12 protein-coding genes are annotated in these 18,442 nt (G+C 71.0%); 3 read left to right on the top strand and 9 right to left on the bottom strand.

Going from position 1 to position 18,442, the window contains the following annotated elements:
• Positions 1-56: 56 nt before the first annotated feature.
• From RN743_RS13245 to trxA, 7 genes are all read right to left on the bottom strand, one after another.
• Positions 57-2,747: a valine--tRNA ligase gene (locus RN743_RS13245; protein WP_310780492.1), complete on the bottom strand. Its 2,691-nt coding sequence runs from the start codon at positions 2,745-2,747 to the stop codon at positions 57-59.
• A gap of 146 nt (positions 2,748-2,893) precedes the next feature.
• On the bottom strand, positions 2,894-3,787 hold the full coding sequence (locus tag RN743_RS13240; RefSeq protein ID WP_310780491.1) for a hypothetical protein: 894 nt from the start codon (positions 3,785-3,787) through the stop codon (positions 2,894-2,896).
• A gap of 85 nt (positions 3,788-3,872) precedes the next feature.
• The gene (locus RN743_RS13235; RefSeq protein ID WP_310780490.1) at positions 3,873-5,156 is read right to left on the bottom strand and encodes a hypothetical protein; all 1,284 of its coding nucleotides are present in this window, start codon (positions 5,154-5,156) and stop codon (positions 3,873-3,875) included.
• Positions 5,153-6,976: a hypothetical protein gene (locus RN743_RS13230; protein WP_310780489.1), complete on the bottom strand. Its 1,824-nt coding sequence runs from the start codon at positions 6,974-6,976 to the stop codon at positions 5,153-5,155. Before RN743_RS13230 ends, RN743_RS13235 begins: the two co-directional genes overlap by 4 nt.
• A gap of 1 nt (position 6,977) precedes the next feature.
• Positions 6,978-10,340, bottom strand: coding sequence for a hypothetical protein (locus tag RN743_RS13225; protein ID WP_310780487.1), 3,363 nt, complete (start codon positions 10,338-10,340; stop codon positions 6,978-6,980).
• The gene (gene rsmI, locus RN743_RS13220; RefSeq protein WP_310780485.1) at positions 10,337-11,182 is read right to left on the bottom strand and encodes a 16S rRNA (cytidine(1402)-2'-O)-methyltransferase; all 846 of its coding nucleotides are present in this window, start codon (positions 11,180-11,182) and stop codon (positions 10,337-10,339) included. Before rsmI ends, RN743_RS13225 begins: the two co-directional genes overlap by 4 nt.
• A gap of 104 nt (positions 11,183-11,286) precedes the next feature.
• Complete coding sequence (gene trxA / locus RN743_RS13215; protein WP_310780483.1) at positions 11,287-11,625, bottom strand: thioredoxin; 339 nt, start codon at positions 11,623-11,625, stop codon at positions 11,287-11,289.
• A 187-nt stretch (positions 11,626-11,812) separates the two neighbouring features.
• Here trxA and mce point away from each other — a divergent pair, with 187 nt between their 5' ends.
• A complete protein-coding gene (gene mce / locus RN743_RS13210) occupies positions 11,813-12,202 on the top strand; it encodes a methylmalonyl-CoA epimerase (RefSeq protein WP_310780481.1) in 390 nt (129 codons plus the stop codon).
• Entirely contained in the window at positions 12,199-13,005 is an 807-nt protein-coding gene (locus RN743_RS13205; protein WP_343219031.1) for a TIGR04283 family arsenosugar biosynthesis glycosyltransferase, read from the top strand. The genes mce and RN743_RS13205 overlap by 4 nt, the downstream gene beginning before the upstream one ends.
• On the opposite strand, the gene RN743_RS13200 is transcribed toward RN743_RS13205, so the two are convergent.
• Positions 12,938-13,432, bottom strand: coding sequence for a hypothetical protein (locus RN743_RS13200; RefSeq protein WP_310780477.1), 495 nt, complete (start codon positions 13,430-13,432; stop codon positions 12,938-12,940). The genes RN743_RS13205 and RN743_RS13200 overlap by 68 nt on opposite strands.
• On the bottom strand, positions 13,429-16,053 hold the full coding sequence (gene clpB, locus RN743_RS13195) for an ATP-dependent chaperone ClpB (protein ID WP_310780475.1): 2,625 nt from the start codon (positions 16,051-16,053) through the stop codon (positions 13,429-13,431). Before clpB ends, RN743_RS13200 begins: the two co-directional genes overlap by 4 nt.
• A gap of 319 nt (positions 16,054-16,372) precedes the next feature.
• On the opposite strand from clpB, the gene RN743_RS13190 reads away from it, so the two are divergent.
• Positions 16,373-18,433 (top strand): oligopeptide transporter, OPT family, encoded by a 2,061-nt coding sequence (locus RN743_RS13190; protein ID WP_310780473.1) that lies wholly within the window; start codon positions 16,373-16,375, stop codon positions 18,431-18,433.
• The last annotated feature ends 9 nt before the right edge of the window (positions 18,434-18,442 follow it).

Raw genomic sequence — 18,442 nt, 5'->3', positions numbered from 1 at the left:
GACGAGCCGCTCGCGTGCGCCCGGCCCCCGCCCGGCGGTTCCGGGCCCGGCGCGCGTCAGACGCCCGCCCGCAGCGATCGGAGTTTCTCCTCGAGGCGCGTCCGCTGTTCTCCCAGCGATGTCACTTTCTCACGCTCCCGCGCGATGACCTCTTCGGGCGCATTCCCGAGGAACCCGGGGTTCTCGAGCTTGCCGCGGCTCCCCGCGAGCAGGCCGGCCGTGCGTTCCAGCTCCGTGCGGATGCGCCCGCGTTCGGCTTCAAGGTCGATGACCCCTTCGAGCGGGATGAAGAGTTCTCCGCCCGAGCGGAGCACCGCGTGCGCCCCGGCGCCATCCGCGGACGCCGCACCCGCGCCCTCCGCGACCCGCTCGATCCCGGACAGCGCCGCCAGGCGCGCAACGCTGCCCTCCTCCTCGGCCAGAGCCGACAGCAGGGCCGGCGAAGCACCCGTCACCCGAACCCGCACACGGGTTCCCGGCGCCACGCCGTACTCCCCGCGCAGCGTTCGGACGGCCCCCACGAACTCCCGGAGAGCCTCGATTCCCGCTTCCGCATCGGGATCGATCCAGTCGTCGGGGCAGTCCGGCCACGGCCCGGTGACGAGCGACCCGGCGGCGTCAGCGTCGGGCAGCCTTGCCGCGATCGCCTCCGTGACGAAGGGCACGATCGGATGGAGGAGCGACAGCCAGCCGCGCATCACGAGCGTGAGGGTCTGCCCGACCTCCCGAGCCGAGTCGCCGTCCCCGGTCAGCCGGTGCTTCGCCAGCTCCAGGTACCAGTCGCAGAAATCTCCCCACACGAATGAGTGGCCGGCCTCCGCCGCCTCGTGGAGACGATACCCCTCGTAGGCGGCATCCATCTCGTCCGCTACCCCCGCGAGGCGGCTGCGGATCCACCGGTCCGCGAGCGCCGTCGGTGCCGGCCCGTCCGCCGAGTCGCCCCAACGCGCGTGCGGCAACGCGAACCGCGCCGCGTTCCAGATCTTGTTCGCGAAGTTGCGCCCCGGACGGAACGCGGCTTCCAGGTTCTCGTAGTCCAACTGGATGTCCGTTCCGAGCGGAGACCCTCGAACAAGCGTGAAGCGCATGGCGTCAGCGCCATACAGTTCAACAACTTCCAGCGGGTCGATGCCGTTCCCGAGAGACTTCGACATGCGCCGTCCGAGGTGGTCCCGGACCGTCCCGTTCAGCAGGACATCGGTGAACGGCAGCTCTCCCATGAACTCGAAACCCGCCATGATCATGCGGGCCACCCAGAAGAAGAGGATCTCGGGCGCCGTGACGAGCGTCGCCGTGGGATAGAACGACCGGAGGTCCTCGGTGCGGTCCGGCCAGCCCAGGGTCGAGAAAGGCCAGAGCCACGAACTGAACCAGGTATCCAGCACATCCTCGTCCTGGCGCAGCTCGCCCCCGCACGCGGGGCAGTCGTCCGGGTCCTCGGTGGAGACGACGAGTTCGTCGCAGTCCGGGACGTCGCAATACCAGACGGGGATCCGGTGTCCCCACCACAGCTGCCGGCTGATGCACCAGTCGCGGATGTTCTCCATCCAGTTGCGGTACACGCGACCGAATCGCGCGGGGTGGAAGCGAAGCTCCCCGTTCTCGTAGGCCGCCAGCCCCGGCTCCGCGAGCGGCTTCATGCGAACGAACCACTGAAGGCTCAGGCGCGGCTCGACGACCGTGTCGCAGCGGTAGCACCGACCGACGGCGTGGACATGGTCCTCCACGCCGACGAGCCAGCCACCCGCCTCGAGGTCCGCCACGACGCGGCGGCGCGCCTCGAAGCGGTCGAGGCCGCGATAGGCCTCCGGGACGGCGTCGTTCATCGCTCCCCGGTCCGTCATCACGTCGAGCGCTTCGAGTCCGTGCCGCTGCCCGATGTCGAAGTCGTTCGGATCGTGCGCGGGCGTGACCTTCACCACCCCCGACCCGAATTCCGGGTCCACGTGTTCGTCGGCCACAATCGGGAGACGCCGCTCGACCAGAGGCAGTTCGGCCTCCCGGCCGACGAGGTCCGCGTATCGCGCGTCCTCCGGAGACACCGCGAGCCCCGTGTCGCCGAGCATCGTCTCCGGCCGCGTCGTCGCGACCTCCACGTGGCCGCCGTCCACCAGAGGATACCTCAGTCGGTAGAGCTTGCCATCCAGGTCGCGATGCTCTGCCTCCTCGTTCGAGAGCGCGGTGCGGCAGCGGGGACACCAGTTGATGATGTAGCGACCGCGGTAAATGAGGTCTTTCTCGTAGAGCCGGACGAAGACCTCGCGCACCGCGTTGGAGAGCCCCTCGTCGAGCGTGAAGCGCGTACGCTCCCAGTCGCAGGAACACCCGATGGTGCGCAGTTGGTCGATGATCCGTCCCCCGTACTCGTCGACCCACTCCCAGACGCGCTCGACGAAATCCTCTCGTCCGAGATCGAAGCGGGTGAGCCCATCGCCGCGCAACCGCCGCTCGACGACGTTCTGCGTCGCGATCCCGGCGTGATCCGTGCCCGGCACCCACAGGGCGTCGTACCCCTGCATCCGCCGCCGACGGATCAGGACGTCCTGCAGGGTGTTGTTGAGCCCGTGACCCATGTGCAGCGCGGCAGTGACATTGGGAGGGGGGATCACGATCACCCAGGGCCGCTCGACGCCGTCGGCCGGAACGTGAAACAGGCCCGCGTCGACCCAGCGCTCGTACATCGGCTGTTCGAGCCCCGCGGGATCGTAACGGGAGGAAAGCTCGGTGGATGGTTGAGCGTCACCCAAGGGGCGGCTCCTGACTGACGGTTTCGGTATCGGGAGAAACGTCGGTGCGACGGGGAGGCCCCCCGGCGTCCGGGCTGCGGCTCAGTCTAACGGAGCCGCCGCGGGTTCGGAACCGCAGGGCACGGCGACCGCGCGGCGCGTCCAGGTCACGGGGGTCCGCGGACGCGCAGGGTGTCGCCGCGCCGACGGCGGACCTCCTCCTCGGAGCGCTCGCGCATGCGGGCCCGCGCCTCCGCCGCGGCGGCCTCCACGTCGTCCCGGAGGTTCTGGATCTGGATGGCCGTCAGGTCGCGGATCGCCTGTTCGTACGCCCGCCTCTGGGGCCCCGTGGGAGCGAACCCGATCGGGATGGGGATGGTGACGTCGCCCAGGTGGATCCCCTGCTCGGAAAACCCCCACCGCTTCCCGTCGCGCTCGAACGTCCAGTCGCGCGCACGTTGCCGCACATCTTCTTCGAGCTGGAGGCTGTCGAGCCAGTCGCGCAGGATCGCCCTCACCGCGCTGTCCGCCCGGGCGAACTGGACCAGCCTCTCCCCGATGAGACGGGGCGACTGCGGGTCGAACCACAGCCGCGCGTCGCTGAACCGGAGCTGGAGCCGCGAGGCGTTGGTCCGGCCCCGGGGCGCCTCGGGCGGCGTCGGCTGGCCCGCCACGATGAGGCCCGGCGCGCCCGGGATCGGACCTCTCTCCTCCTCCGCTTCTTCTTCCGGCTCCTCCTCTTCCTCCTCTTCCTCCGGCTCGGGTTCGACCTCCGGCGGATCTTCCTCGGGCGGCGGCAACGGCTCCGGCCGAGGATCCTCGGGGAGGTCCTCCGGCAGGGTGGGCGCAATCTCGACCACGACGAGGGCGTCGGGCGCGGGCACGGTCTCGACGGGGGGGAGCGTGAAGGGGAGCGACTCGACCCGGACGCCGCCCGCCGCGACCAGGAGGAGAATGTGGAGGAACACCGAGGCGAGGAGCCCCATCGCCAGCGTCCGGCGCTGGGAGCGCTCGCGTTCGCGTCTCCGCTCGGCGAAGCCCGCGTATCCGCTACGCGACACCGAATCTACCTGCCGGCCGCAGTCCCGCGCCTGACGGGTCTCGCGTCGTGGCCGGCGGACCGGCCGGCCGCCCGGGGCGGAGCCCTCATGTGATCAGCTTCTTCTTCTTCGCGGCCGGGAAGAGAACGTTGTTGAGGATCAGCCGATAACCGGCGGAGTGCCGATGGAGGTCCAGATCCGTCGGCGCGTCGCCGATCAGGTGGCGCGGGTCTTCCGGGTCGTGTCCCCCGAGGTACGTGAAGGTGCCCTCGCCGAAGCTGCCGTGGAGGTACTTCACGCGTCCGCGCGCATCCTCCTCCGCAAGCACGGTGACCCCGGCCTGAAGGCGCTCCTTCCGGAAGGTCGTCGTGAGACCGTAGAAATCCGGCAGCACGCGCCGATGGTTCTGGGTGAGCATGGCGGGAACGGGATCGAACTTGGCGCTGAACTCGAACAGCGAGAAGCTGCCGAGGTCGACCCTCCAAGGAGTGTTCACCTGGTGCCCGTCGATATCGCTGAAGGCACTGAGGGTGGGGTCCGTCACGAGCACCGCATCGCGGAAGGCGAGGGCGTTCGACCAGTGGAGCTTGTCGCTCGCCGCGGCGTCGGGGGGCGAGCCATCCGCGAACGAGGCGGCAATATCGGTGTCCGCCGCAGCGAGGGCCAGCTCCAGCGTTTCCGTCGCCGTGCACATCGCGAACAGGAAACCACCGCCCTCGATGTAACTCCGGAGCCTGGCCGCGACGGCCTTCTTCAGGGCGGGGACGTTCGGATACCCGAGTTCGCGGGCGACCGCCTCGTTGCGGGCGACTTCCTCCTGCAGCCAGGCCGCGGAAGCGTAGGTCAGATAGAACTTCGAATACTGCCCCGTGAAATCTTCGTGGTGGAGGTGCAGCCAGTCGAAGTTCTCGAGTTCCTCGGAGAGGACCTCCCGGTCCCAGATCCGTTCGTAGGGGATCTCGGCGTATTCGAGCGCCATCGTCACGGCATCGTCCCACGGAGAGCTGTTGGGCGGCGTGTAGACCGCGATCGTGGGCGCCTTCTCCAGGGGCACGGCCTCCATGTTCCGGGTTTCGATCTCGCGGCGGATCCGCGCCACGTCGGAACCGTCGAGCGTCTCTACGGTCACCCCCATCAGCGCGGCCCGCCGACGGTTGGACGGCAGGTCCGGCACGAGAAAGGACCCCGCACGGTAGTTCAGCAGCCACTCCGCCGACTGACCCTCGGAGAGGATGCCGAACGCATACCCGTAGGCTTTGAGGTGGTTCTCCTGTTCCCGGTCCATGGGGACGAGAAGCTGGGCACCGAGCCCCGGTGCGCCCGCAAGCGAGGCGAGCCCCGCCAACAGGAGGCAGCGCCGCAGGCCCCGTCGTCTTGTCTCGGCCCTCATCGGCCTCCTCCATCGAGCTCGGCGAGCATGCGGCGCGCGACAGGCGCCAGGGCGCTCCGCGGATACCCCACGATCAGTTGTTCCAGCCATGAAGCGGCGTCGGCGGAAGTGGACGCACGCGCGAGATCCAGCAGGGCGGCCGGGGCCTCGGGGCTCCCCGGGTACTCGAGCACGATCCGGCGACGCAGGGCGCCGGCGATGCGGGCCCGTCCGGCCTCGTCTGCCGCGTCGGCGAGGAAGCCCAGCACGACGGAACGGCCGCTCGACGCCGGGCGGCCGGCCAGGTCGCGGAGAGCGGGCCCGGGATCGAACGCCTCCGGAGCGGCGAGGAGCTCGAGCGCGGCGGCGCCCGCGATGCGGACCTCCGCCGTGTCCGCCGCCTGCACCAGCGTCAGCAGCCGGAGGCGGCGCGTCCGTTCGGCCGCCCCGATCTCCGCCTCGCGCACGCTCCGGCTCGCCCGCTCCCGTGCGGAATCGGGCTGCCCCGCGTACAGCGCCAGCCGGGCCGCCGCGGCGTCGAGGCGTCCCGACGCGGCGATGCGAATCCGGTTCCGCGCGTCGGCCACCAGCGCCTCCGCCGCGCCGAGATCGCCCGCGCGCGCGTGGCCGAGCGCGAGGTCCCCGCGCAGCCCGGCCTCGACCGCCGCGGAGTCCGGATACTGTCTCACATAGCGGTCGAGCGCCGAGGCCGCCTCGGCGAGCGAAGCGGGGTTGGCCGCGAGAAGCCCGAACAGGCGGCCCGATGCCAGTTGGTGAGGTCCGTCGCCCGGAGTGCTCTCCCGAATCAGTTCCTCGAGCGCCCGCCGCGCCGACGCGGTATCCCCCGCCGCCAGCGCCTGGTCGCCGGCGAGCGCGAGCCAGCGCAGGCGATCCGCCGGTCGCGCACTCAGTCCGGCGAGCCGCCGCGCGGACCAGGCAACCTCTCCCGGCAAGGCCGCCGCCTCCGCTTCGCGCACGTACTCCCGCAGGAATGCGGCCGCTTCGGGATCGTCCCTCGGCGGCGCGGCCTCCGCCAATGCCCGGGCGGCCTCCGGGCGCCCCAGCCGCAGCGCAACGATGGCCCCCGCTCGGGATGCCTGGTCCCGCCGGCCGGCCAGGCGCGCGCGCAGCCGCTCGAAGGAGGCCGCAAGGGCGCCGGATCCGTGGGCCTCGGCGGTCCGGAGGCCCGTTTCCACCTCATCCGTCGCCGGCGGTGCGAGGGCGAGAAGCCCGACCCAGGCCGCGGCCAGGCGATCGCCGTCACCTACGGTGAGAAGGAGGTCGGCGAAGCGGGCGAGGAGTTCCCTGTCGGGGTCCGCCGCGTCGCCGAGAGTGCGTACCGCCCCCGCCGAGTCACCCGCCGCGAGCTGGGCATCGGCGCGGGCCAGCCGCGCCGCCGAGCGCCGGGGGGCTTCCTTCAGCCAGCGGTCGCTCACGGCGAGGGCCGAATCGAGCCGCCCCGCACCGGTGAGCCCCCGCACCCACCACAGCCGGGCAACCTCATCGTCCGGGGCCGCGACGACGGCGGCTTCGGCATAGGGCACGAAGGCGGCCGCCTCGCCCGATTCCAGCGCCAGTTCGCCGAACAGCGCAAGTGCGCCCGGCGACGCGGGCGCCCGCACCAGGTGCTCACGCAGGGCGGATGCGGCTTCCGAGGCCCGTCCGCTCGCGCGGAGGCGCTCCGCGCGTGCCACCGTGCGCTGCTCGGAGGCCGCGGACGCCTGACCGGCCACCTCGGCACCCGCCGGCAACTGGGCTCCGCAAACTCCCGCAAGGAGCGCGACGATGCGCGTGGCTCCGCGGGCCCCTCCCGCGGGGAACCGGAACCTGGGACGATCCACGTCAGGGCTCCCGCCGGGCCTCGGCGCCCACCGGAGGCACGCGGTTCAGCCGGTCGAAGTACTCGAAGATCAGCGATCGATAGAAGAGCGGCAGTTCCCGGAGCAGCACCTCCGAGGGCGCCGGGTAGCGGCGTCCCCGCAGCAGCTCCGGATCGATCGGCGGCGGGATCCCCGGCGGGGCGGTGGCCTCGCGCGATTCCCGTTCGTTCGGATCGAGATCCTCGTCCTCCAGCGAGCGTCCCGCATCGAGCATGCGCCGGAAGAGTTGCCGCTGCCGTTCGAGGGTTTCCTGCGTGGGCCCCTCCAACTCGAGCTGTCGTGCGAGTTCGGCCGCCTCCTCCGCCATTTCCTCGGGACGTCCCAGGAGATCGCCCTCCGGGTCCTCCATTTCCCCGAGTTCTTCCGCGACCTCTTCCTGCCGCCGCGCGATCTCCTCGCGCCGCCGCTCCTCTCCCGACGGCCGCGGACCGGGCATGAGGAGCGAGCTCGTCTCCTGCGTCACCGCCTGCTGCTGCTGCGCGAGTTGATTCATCTGATCCGCCGCGTCCTGTCCGGCGGACTGCTCCCCGGCGGCCCGCGCCGCCTCCTCGCTCGCCAGCAGGTGCCGGGCCAGCGAGTTCAGCGATTCCTGGATGCCCTCGACCTCCGCCCGGGACGGGAGACGCCGCGCCCCATCCCCCGCGAGCCGGTCGAGCAACTGATCCATGCGCTCCGCCGCCTCGCCCGCCGCCGCCCCCGTACGCTGGTTGAGCATGGCCGCTTCGTTTCCGGATTCCGAGAGTCTCTCGACCAGGTTCTCGAGCCCCTGCCGCACGGCCCCCTGCCGCGCACGCCAGGATGCCGGATCCACCGAGTCCTCGCCTCGGGTCGCCTCCGAGAGCCGACCCTCCTCTTCCGCCAGCGCGAGCGCCTCGCCACGCGCGCGAGCCAGCGACTCGACGGCGGCCTCCCCCTGCTCTCCGCTCATCTCCCGCTGCGCCGAGCCGAGGGCGCCCGCCGCCTGTTCGAGCGCCTCCGCGGCTTCCTCCGCCGCCTGCCGTTCCGTTTCGCCGACTTCCCCCGCTTCCCCGGACGGCGACGGCTCGGCTCCGCTCTGCGCGTCCGCCATCTTCCCCAGAGCCTCCTGCGTGCGCTCCCCGGCGGCCCGGGCCGAGTCCGCGGCCGTCTCGCGGTCCGCCGCCGCGAGTTCGGCCTCCAACTCCGCCAGGCGCTCCGCCAGCGCCTCGGCCTGTTCGACGAGCGACTCCTGACCTTCCCGGAACGCCTCGGCGTCCTCCTCCCCGGCGATCTCCCGCTGTTCCCGCGCCAGTTCATCCGCGTTGGCCTGCGCCGACTTCATCGCCTGTTCGAACGCGGCCTGCTCGAGCATGCCGAGCGTCTGGTCCACCTGCTCCCGCAGATTCTCGTAGTCCTCGGAGAGCTGTTCGAGCGCTTCCCGGACCGCTTCCGGGTCCAGCTCCCGCAGTGCTTCCGCCAGCGCCTCGATCTGCTCCTCGAGTCCGCTTTCGGTCAGCTCCCTGTAGCGTTCGGCGAGCCGCTCCAACTGTTCCTGCAGCGCCGGGTCCGAGAGCGGCGAGGCCTCGAGTTCCTCTTGCAGGGCTTCGATCTGTTCCTCGATCCCCGCGAGTTCCTCCTCGGCGCGCTGCCCCTCTTCCAGCACGCTCCGCGCCTCTTCGGTGGCCTCGAACCGAACGTCCTCGCTGTCGTACCCTTCCGCGTCCGTCTGCCGCGCCGCGTCGGCCGCCGCCTCGGACAGCGCCTCCAACCTCTCTTCCAGGGCCTGCGCGTCTTCGGAGAGGGCCTCGGTCTGCTCGGCGCGCCGGTCCCGGATGTCCGTGAACGTTGGGACGCGAAGCAGAAACACCTCGGAAAGCGCGGGCCCCCTGGCCGGATGTCCGTCGAAGGCCTCGAAGCGGTAGAACAGCGTGTCCCCGGGGAGGAAGGACTCCGCGCTGCGGTCCAGCAAGTGCCGGAAGACCGCCCGCTCCGCCCCGGCCGGATCGGGCGAAAGCGCCTCCCGCCGCTCGGCGTTCTCGCGCCCCAAACCCGAGCGCCAACTACGAACGAAGGCCCGGCGGAGACCGATGTCGTCCTCGATGTCCACGATGACCGGCATCACGCGCTGGTAGCCCAGAGTCGTGTCCGGAGCCGGGTAGAGGAGTTGGATGCGCGGCTGAAGATCGGGAACGACGAGCACGCGGATCGGGTCGGGGAGGATGGGCGCGCCGAGCGAAGATTCAGCCCGCAGGTCCCATTCCCAGGCGCCCGTCCTCTCCGGAATCCACGAGACAGCGAACTGCGAACCCGCGATCTCGAGCGGGATCGGGGCTGCCGCCTCACCGGGCTCACCCTCGCCGGGCTTCCATGCGAGAGCCCCGCCATCGAGGGGGAGGTTCGTCTCTCCGCTCAACCGCAACCTCGCACCCTCCGGCGCCACAAGCGGCGGAATCCGGCCGCGGTAGCGTTCGGATCCGCGCCCCAGATAGGCCGGGAATTCGACGGTGAGCTGGAGATCCTGGACGAGGAGCGGCTCGAGGGGACGGACGCGGAGGGTGTCGCTCGCGAAGCCCTCCCGGTCTTCGACCCACACCGCCGTGGGAGAGATGATCGGCCCGGTGCGGCCCTGCGCCGAGCCGGCCGCCGATACCTCGAGCAGGGTTCTCTCCGGCGCCCGGCCCGCGGCGCGCCACACCAGGTCGACTCCGTCGCGCCCCGTGGCCGAGATGGACACGACCGCCGCCTCGCCCCGCGGCACACCGGCCGCGCCGGTAAGGCCGAGGGGCGGAAGCGGCGCCGGAAAGGCGGTGCGCCACGGCGCCCCGAGCGCCGCGGCGGCGGAGAACGTGGGCTGCGGCCGCAGAAGCGCGGCCCCCGAGATCGCGAGCAGCATGAGCGCCACGGCGACCCCCGAACGGCGAATCCGCCGCTTCCATCCCGGGCCGGTGACCGGCAGCAGCCCGCGCGGCGCGGCCTTCCCCAGCGCCTCCGACACACGCGCGCGGTGGAGCGCGGCCAATCCCGCCGCCGCACGCTCCGCCCGCTCCAGTTCGATCGCGGAGCGCACGTCGCCGGCTCCCAATCCCGCCGCGGCGTCCGCCTCCCCCGCCACGGCATGCGGATGCAGCGCCCGCCAAACGCGGCGGGCGATCCACGCCAGCCCGGCGAGGCCGGCCCACAGGACGAGGGCGAGCGCAAGCGGCACGAGCGAGCCGCGGCCCTCCCGAGCGGAAACCGGGAGCAGGGAAAGAACGAGGATCAGCGCTCCACCCAGCGTAATGGCCGAAGCCGCCGCCGTCCCCGCGGCGCGCGCCCGGGCCGCCGCGCAGGCGGCGGCCAGCCGTTCGAAGCCGAATCCTTCACTCATTCCGAGGGCGCCTCTTGAACCTGCAAGCTCACGCGATAGGCCTCGTTCCGGCTCAGACCGAACTCCGCGGCCAGGCGGTCGGCAATCTCGCGCCGCCGCAGGCCATCGCGCGACCAATGTCGCGCCTCCTCCATCAGGACCGCCAGATCGGGCGCTTCGTTGCCCGCCGTACCGCCCGCGAAGACGATCGTCACTTCGCCCCTGACCTCGCGCGACGCGAACGCGGACGCCAACGCGCGCACGGATCCGGCCGTGCTTTCCTCGTGCAGTTTCGTCAGTTCCCGGCAGACCACGGCCGCCCGCTCACCCAGACCCGCTTCCGTCAACTCGTCGAGGAGCGCGGCCAGCCGCCCCGGCGCCTCGAACGCGACCGCGGTGTCCGCGCATGCGCGGAGGTCGCCGATCCACGCGGCGCGTTCGCCGCCCCGCCGGGGAACGAATCCGAGAAAGAGAAACCGGTCGGCCGGGAAGCCGGACACCGACAGCGCGGCCAGCACGGCGGAGGGACCCGGGACGGCAAGCACTTCGTGCCCCGCCTCGCGGGCGGCGGCCACCGCCCGGCAACCCGGATCGGAGACGGTCGGCGTGCCCGCGTCGGACACGAGCGCCGCGGAGCGCCCGGCGGCGAGGGCGGCGAGCAACTCGTCCACCCGCGCGCGCTCGTTGTGCCGGTGCAGTGACCGCAACGGGACGTCCGCCTCCAACCGCGCGAGCAGCGTGCCCGTGCGCCGCGTGTCTTCCGCGTAGCACACGTCGACCGAACGCAGAGTCCGCACCGCACGCCGAGGCATGTCGTCCAGATTCCCGATCGGCGTGCCGACCACGTACAGCGTCCCCGTCACGACACGTCCTCGTCTCCCGTTCACCCGCCCGATGCGTTCGCGCCCCCCGAGCCATCGGTGCCGGGGGGCGCAGAATCGGCGTGACCCGTGGCGGCGCCCGCCCCTCAGGCGTGCTCGAGGATTTTCTTCTCGAGAGAGTCCCTGGGGTGCGCCCCCACGAGGGTGTCCACGACCTCGCCATCCCTGAAGAAGAGGATGCTCGGGATCGAGCGCACGTTGAAGCGGAACGCGGTCTGCGGGTTCGCGTCCACATCGAGTTTCCCGATCGTGACGCGCCCCGAATACTCCTGCGCGAGCTCGTCGACGATCGGCCCGACGAGCCGGCACGGGCCGCACCACGCCGCCCAGAAATCCACCATCGCCAGACCGTCCGCGCCCTCGATCTCGTCCGCGAAATTCGCATCCGTGATCTCGATTGGTCCTCCATTCGCAGCATCAGCCATTCGAATCTCCTGTTATTCCTTGCCGTCCGGCTCACCCGGCCGGGAAGGACGCTTCTCCTCACTGGCTCCGGCGCCGGGTCCGGAATACGTTCCCGCGCGCGGGCGCAGGCGAAGTCCAACCACGAGAGGGTCTCCGGCCGCAGTGAACCAAGGCAAACGTATTCCAGGCGCGCCCATAATCGACCACGTGGGAATCGCGGTCAACTCGCTGCCGGACGCCGTGCGGCAATGGTCGGCCATCCTCGGCCGGTCGCCGTCCGGCGAGGAAACCGTTCCCTCGGAGGGCATTCGCGCCACCTTCTTCGGCGAGGGCTCCGGGCGGATCGAGCTGCTCGCTCCCCTGACCCCGGAGTCGCCCATCGCCCGCTTTCTCGACCGGCGTGGTCCCGGCATTCACCACGTCTGCGTCCGCGTCGACGGTCTCGAGGATGCCCTCGCGGCGGCCGAAGCGGCCGGTGCGGAAGCCATACCGCCCCGGATCCGCCGGGGCGCCGGCGGCGCCCGCATCGCGTTTCTGCATCCGCGCTCGCTGAACGGAGTTCTCCTGGAGATGCGGGAGGGTCCCGAGCGCGGGTGACACGGGAGCCGGAATCCTCCGCAGGGTCGCCACGGCGACCGGCGCGCCCCGGACCGGAGTTCTCCATCATCGTGCCGGCGCTCGATGAGGAGGCGCGGCTCGACGAGACGCTCCGGCGCGCAAGATCCGCTCTCGGCCCCGGGGCGGAAGTCATCGTGGTCGACGGAGGCAGCCGGGATCGGACGGCCGGGATCGCGGCGGACCATGGCCGCGTCCTGTCGACCCGCCCGAATCGCGGCGCCCAGCTCGCCGCCGGGGCCCGGGCCGCGACCGGAGAGATTCTCGTCTTCCTGCACGCGGACACGTGGCTTCCCGACGGCGCCGGGACGGCCATCCGCGCCGCCGTTCGCGCGGGCGCGGAGGCGGGCTGTTTCCGCTTCGCCCTCGACCCGCGCGCGCGCGGCTGGCGCTATCGCCTGCTCGAATGGGGCGTGAACTGGCGCACTCACCGGCTCCACACCGCCACGGGCGATCAGGCCCTCTTCGCGACGCGCGATGCCTACGAAGCCTGCGGCGGCTTCAGCGATCTTCCCCTCTTCGAGGACGTGACCTTCGTCCGGGCCGTCCGGCGAGTCGCTCGCTTCCGCCTTCTCCCCCTCGCGGCGCGAACCTCGAGTCGGCGCTGGGAAACCGGTTTCCTTCGCACGGTCGTCAGGCACTGGGCGCTCCGCGCGGCCTTCCTCGCAGGCGCCGACCCCCGGCGGCTCCGGCGCTATCACGAGCGCCCCGCCGGGGTCACGGAGTCCGGAGCCCCTCCGTCCCGATGCGCTCTACGAACCAGCGGTTCCCATCCGAAACGATGAAGAACGGGACGCTCACAGCTCCGTTTCGCGTCCCCGTCAGATCGACCAACCAGCGCGAGGCGCCGTCGGCCCCGGCGACGGGATTCGGCCGGACCTCGTAGCCGCCCGGCGCGAGCAGGCCCGCAAGCACAAACATCCTCTGCTCCGTCTCGACCCGCCCCCAGCGGCGTTCCGCAGGGCCCTCATCCGTTCCGAACAGCCGGGCCATGGCCGCGTAGTCGCGCAGTTGCGCGGCATCGATAAACCGCCCGATCGCCGCCTCCGCAGACTCCGCTCCATACAGGTCCGTGCCGTATTCCGCCCCGGCGCCCCCGCGCGAAGCACAGCCGGCAAGCGCGAAACCCGCCGCGGCCGTGACCACCGCGACGCGCACGCGCCGACCCTCCCGGAAGCCGGCAGCCCGCGGCGAAAACCGTGCTGCACTCATTCCTCCCCCTCCCTCGAATCGTTTGCCCCCGACGGTACGAAGCGCAGCCCGTCGCCGTCCTCGTCAAGCTCCACACGAAGCGCATCGCCCTCCCGGAAACGCCCTTCCAGAAAGGCCATGGCAAGCGGGTTCGCGATGAGCCGCTGGATCGCCCGTTTGAGCGGGCGTGCACCGAACGCGGGATCATACCCCACCTCCGCGATCCTCCGTCTGGCGGCCCCGCCGACCTCGATCCGGATGTCCCGCTCCGCAAGCATTCGGGCCACCCGGTCCACCTGCATCCCGACGATCGACTCGAGGTGCTCCCGGCTCAGCGGCCGGAAGACGAGGATCTCGTCCACCCGGTTTAGGAACTCCGGCTTGAAGCGGCCGCGCAGGGCGTTTTCGACCTCCGCCTCCGTCCCGGCCCACGACTCGCGGGCCTCGGAACGGGCGAGGATCATGGAGCTTCCGATGTTGCTCGTCATGATGAGCACGGCGTTGCGGAAGTCCACCGTGCGTCCACGGCCATCGGTCAGCCGCCCGTCATCCAGGATCTGAAGGAGGACGTTGAAGACCTCCGGGTGCGCCTTCTCGATCTCGTCGAAGAGCACCACGGTGTAGGGCCGCCGCCGCACGGCCTCGGTAAGCTGTCCCCCCTCTTCGTAGCCGACGTACCCGGGCGGCGCTCCAATGAGACGCGCCACCGCATGCCGCTCCATGTACTCGGACATGTCGATCCGGACCATGGCGGATTCCTCGTCGAAGAGGAACTCCGCCAGCGCCCTCGCCGTCTCCGTCTTCCCGACGCCGGTGGGGCCGAGGAACATGAAACTCCCGATCGGACGGTTCGGGTCCTGGAGCCCCGCGCGACTGCGGCGCACGGCATCGGACACGGCCGTGATGGCGTGCGACTGGTTCACCACGCGCCGGTGCAGGTGCTCTTCGAGCGTGGCGAGACGATCCCTCTCGTCTTCCAGCATCCGGGCCACCGGAATGCCGGTCCAGCTCGCCACCACCTCGGCGATCTCGCCCGGCCCGACTTCCTCGTTCAGGAAGGAACCCTCGTCCTGGATCTCCTTCAGCTTCGCTTCCGCGGCGAGGAGTTCGGTGCGCAGCTTCGGCAACTCCCCGTGCAGGATTTCGGCCGCACGCTGGTGGTCGACGCGCCGTTGCGCCTGCTGCGCTTCCACGCCGAGTTCCTCGATCTCGCGCTTGAAGCGCTGGACGGTCTCGATGGTGTCCTTCTCGCGGATCCAGCGCGCGTTCAGTCCCGCGAGCGACTCGCGCGCAGCGGCGAGTTCGCCCTCCAGCTCCGAGAGCCGTCCCCGGCTCCGCGCGTCGTCCTCTTCGCGCAGCGCCTCGCGCTCGATCTCGAGTTGCGTGACGCGACGATCCAGTTCGTCGATCTCCTCCGGCATGGAGTCGATCTCGATGCGGAGCCGGGACGCGGCCTCGTCCACGAGGTCGATCGCCTTGTCGGGCAGGAACCGGTCCCCGATGTAGCGGTCGGACAGGCGCACGGCGCTCACGAGCGCCGGATCCGTGATCCGTACGCCGTGATGCACCTCATAGCGCTCCTTGAGTCCGCGCAGGATGGCCACGGTCTCTTCCACGCCGGGTTCGCCGACGAGGACCGGCTGGAACCGCCGCTCCAGAGCCGGGTCCTTCTCGATATGCATCCGGTATTCGTCGAGCGTCGTCGCGCCCACCATGCGGAGCTGCCCCCGGGCCAGGGCGGGCTTGAGCATGTTTCCGGCGTCCACCGCCCCTTCGGCGGCCCCCGCTCCGACCACGGTGTGGAGCTCGTCGAGGAAGACGACGTAACGGCCGCCGGATTCCGTGATCTCCTTCAGCGTCGCCTTGAGGCGCTCTTCGAATTCGCCCCGGTACTTGGCGCCGGCCAGCATCGAGCCGATGTCGAGCTGTACGAGTTGCTTGTTCCGCAGTGATTCGGGGATGTCTCCCGCGACGATGCGCTGCGCGAGCCCCTCCGCGATCGCCGTCTTGCCCACGCCGGGTTCGCCGATGAGGACGGGGTTGTTCTTCCTCCGCCGCGAGAGGACCTGCATGACGCGGCGGATCTCCGCATCCCGGCCGATGACGGGGTCGAGCTTTCCGGCGCGCGCTTCGGCCGTCAGGTCGACGCCGTACCGCTCGAGGGCGCGATACTTCCCCTCCGGATCCTGATCCGTCACGCGATGCGGCCCCCGGACCTCCTCAACCGCCCGGCGTGCCGGTTCCGGACCCGCGCCCGCGTTCCGAAGCAGCGGGCCCGTCGTCGAGGCCTTCTCTCCGGCGAGGGCCAGGAGGAGGTGCTCGGTCGTCACAAACGAGTCCCCCATCTCCCCGGCGAGCGCATCCGCCGCGTCGAGAACGCGGTCGAGTTCGCGGCTGGAGGCGGGAGCCGCTCCACTCTGCTTCGGCAGGCGGCGCAGGGCCCCCTCGAGCCGCGTCTCCAGGTCGGGAAGATCGACGCCGACCGTCTGAAGGATCGGCACGATGACGCCGCCTTCCTGCGCGAGCAGCGCCGCGAGGAGGTGCACGTCCTCGACGGCGGGGTTGTCCGACCGGCGCGCCGCAAGCGTCGCGTCGTTCAGGGCCTCGCGGGCCTTGAGCGTGAGTCTGTCGTTCGGGATCATCTTATGTTCGCTGCCTTCGAGTCCTTCCGTGGATCTTCGCGTCCGGCCGCCGGCATCGGATGTCGGCCTCCCCGTTTCATGAGCAATCCCCGTGCCCTTCCGGGCGCCAGGTTCGACCACCCGATCCGCCGGAACGGCGGGATGACCGCCGATCAGGCGGTGACCCGCGCCGTGAAGGACGCCCATCTGGTGCCACTTCGGCAGGGGCTCCCGTGTTGACCCCTGCCGGGCTCGTAACTAGCGTCCCCACGGTCGACCCCGCCCCATGAGGATTCGACCGTCTCCCGTGTCGGCTCCGGGACAATCTGGAGGGATGCCCATGTCGAACCCAGCAGCCGGCGCACCGGAATCGCGCGCGCACAAGCCTTACATTCCCGCGTCGCAATCGCTGCCCGAAATCACCGGCAAGGCGATCGTCCTCGGCATCCTCCTCTCCGCCGTCCTCTCCGGGGCAAACGCCTATCTGGGCCTCAAGGTGGGGCTCACCGTGTCCGCGTCGATCCCGGCCGCCGTGATCTCCATGGCGATCCTCAGGATGTTCCGCGAGCACAATATCCTCGAGAACAACATCGTCCAGACGGCGGCATCCGCGGGCGAGTCGCTGGCCGCCGGCGTGATCTTCACCCTGCCCGCCCTCATCCTCCTCCGCCACTGGGCCGGATTCCCGTTCCTGCCCACGATGGGGATCGCGCTCTGCGGCGGGATTCTGGGCGTCCTCTTCACCATACCGCTCAGGCGCGCCCTGATCGTCGAGGCGGATCTGCGCTTCCCGGAGGGCGTCGCGACCGCGGAGGTGCTGAAGGCCGGGACCAGCGGCGGCTCCGGCGCGAAGCTCATCGCGGTCGGGGGTCTGGCGGCCGCCCTGCTGAAGCTGTCGCAGACCGGCCTCAAGATCGCGGGCTCCTCGATCGAGCACGGCTTCACGTTGGGTCGTTCCGTGTTCGGGGTCGGAAGCGACCTCTCCCCCGCCCTGCTCGGCGTCGGATACATCGTCGGACCCCGCGTCGGCAGCCTCGTGCTCGCGGGCGGCGCGATCTCCTGGCTCGCCGGAATCCCCATCTACATGGCGATCACCGACCCGCAGGTCGTGGCGGGCATCACGGGGGATGCGAGCGGGTACGATGCGGCCGCCGCGATCTGGAGCGCGCAGATTCGCTTCATGGGCGTCGGCGCCATGGTCGTGGGCGGGGTGTGGGCCCTCGTTTCGCTCCTCGGCCACGTGAGGGATGGCGTGCGATCCTCCATCGAGGCGCTGCGCGCGGCCCGCGCGGCCGACGGCGGGCCGGAGATCGTCCGCACCGAGCGAGACATGCCGATCAACTTCGTCGGGGTCGGGACGGTGGCGCTCGCGGTGCCGATCCTGGCGGTGTTCGTGCTCGTTGTCGACCGCGGCTCGCTGGCCATCACGCCCGGACTCTACTGGCTGGTGCTCGCGCTGGGGACCGTCTTCGCCCTCCTGGCGGGATTCCTCTTCGCCTCGGTCGCGGGCTACATGGCGGGTCTCGTGGGCTCCTCGAACAACCCGATCTCGGGCGTGACGATCGCGACGATCCTCACGATCTCGCTCATCCTCTACCTCCTGCTGGGGCTGCAGGTCGACTTCACCGTCTCCGCGCCTCAGGCGCTCTCGGCGGCCGCAACCGCCATCCTCGTGGGGGCCGTCGTCGCCTGCGCCGCCGCGATCGCGGGGGACAACATGCAGGACCTGAAGGCGGGGCGGATCGTCGGCGCGACGCCGCGGCAGCAGCAGATCATGCAGCTCGTCGGCGTCACGGCGGCCGCGCTCGTCATCGCGCCGATCCTGGGCCTCCTGTTCGAGGCGTACGGGCTCGGCGGCGTGCTGCCGCGCGAAGGAATGGACCCCGAGGCGATGCTGCAGGCGCCGCAGGCGACGCTCATGGCCTCCGTCGCGGATGGCGTCTTCTCGCGTAATCTCCCGTGGGCGATGATCGGGATCGGGGCGCTCATCGCCGCGGGCGTGATCGCGCTGGACCAGGTGCTCAAGGCGCGCGGATCGAGCTTGCGGGTGCCCGTCCTCGCCGTAGCGGTCGGGATCTACCTGCCCATCGAACTCGAAGTCCCGATCTTCGTGGGCGGACTCGTAGCGTGGCTGGTGGGCCGGGCCGTGCTGCGAGGCGGGGGTGACGAAGGCGCCGTCCGGCAGGCGAACCATCGCGGGCTCCTGTTCTCTTCCGGACTCATCACCGGCGAGGCGCTCGTCGGAATTTTCCTCGCGATCCCGTTCGCGGTCTACCAGAGCACGGACGTGCTGAGCCTCGCACCCGAGGGCTTCGATACAGCCGCGAGCTGGATCGGCGCCGCGGTCGTCGTCGGGTTCATATTGTGGCTCTATCGGGCCTCGCTTCGGGCTTCCGAGTGAAGCACCCGC

The organism is Candidatus Palauibacter scopulicola, assembly GCF_947581915.1.
GTDB lineage: Bacteria > Gemmatimonadota > Gemmatimonadetes > Palauibacterales > Palauibacteraceae > Palauibacter > Palauibacter scopulicola.
This window is presented reverse-complemented; position numbering and strand designations above follow the sequence as displayed.

Excerpts from the sequence above, each read along its gene's own strand:
- RN743_RS13235 (WP_310780490.1), bottom strand. The coding sequence starts at position 5,156 with ATGAGGGCCGAGACAAGACGACGGGGCCTGCGGCGCTGCCTCCTGTTG.
- RN743_RS13225 (WP_310780487.1), bottom strand. The coding sequence starts at position 10,340 with ATGAGTGAAGGATTCGGCTTCGAACGGCTGGCCGCCGCCTGCGCGGCG.
- trxA (WP_310780483.1), bottom strand. The coding sequence starts at position 11,625 with ATGGCTGATGCTGCGAATGGAGGACCAATCGAGATCACGGATGCGAAT.
- RN743_RS13200 (WP_310780477.1), bottom strand. The coding sequence starts at position 13,432 with ATGAGTGCAGCACGGTTTTCGCCGCGGGCTGCCGGCTTCCGGGAGGGT.
- clpB (WP_310780475.1), bottom strand. The coding sequence starts at position 16,053 with ATGATCCCGAACGACAGACTCACGCTCAAGGCCCGCGAGGCCCTGAAC.
- RN743_RS13190 (WP_310780473.1), top strand. The coding sequence starts at position 16,373 with ATGTCGAACCCAGCAGCCGGCGCACCGGAATCGCGCGCGCACAAGCCT.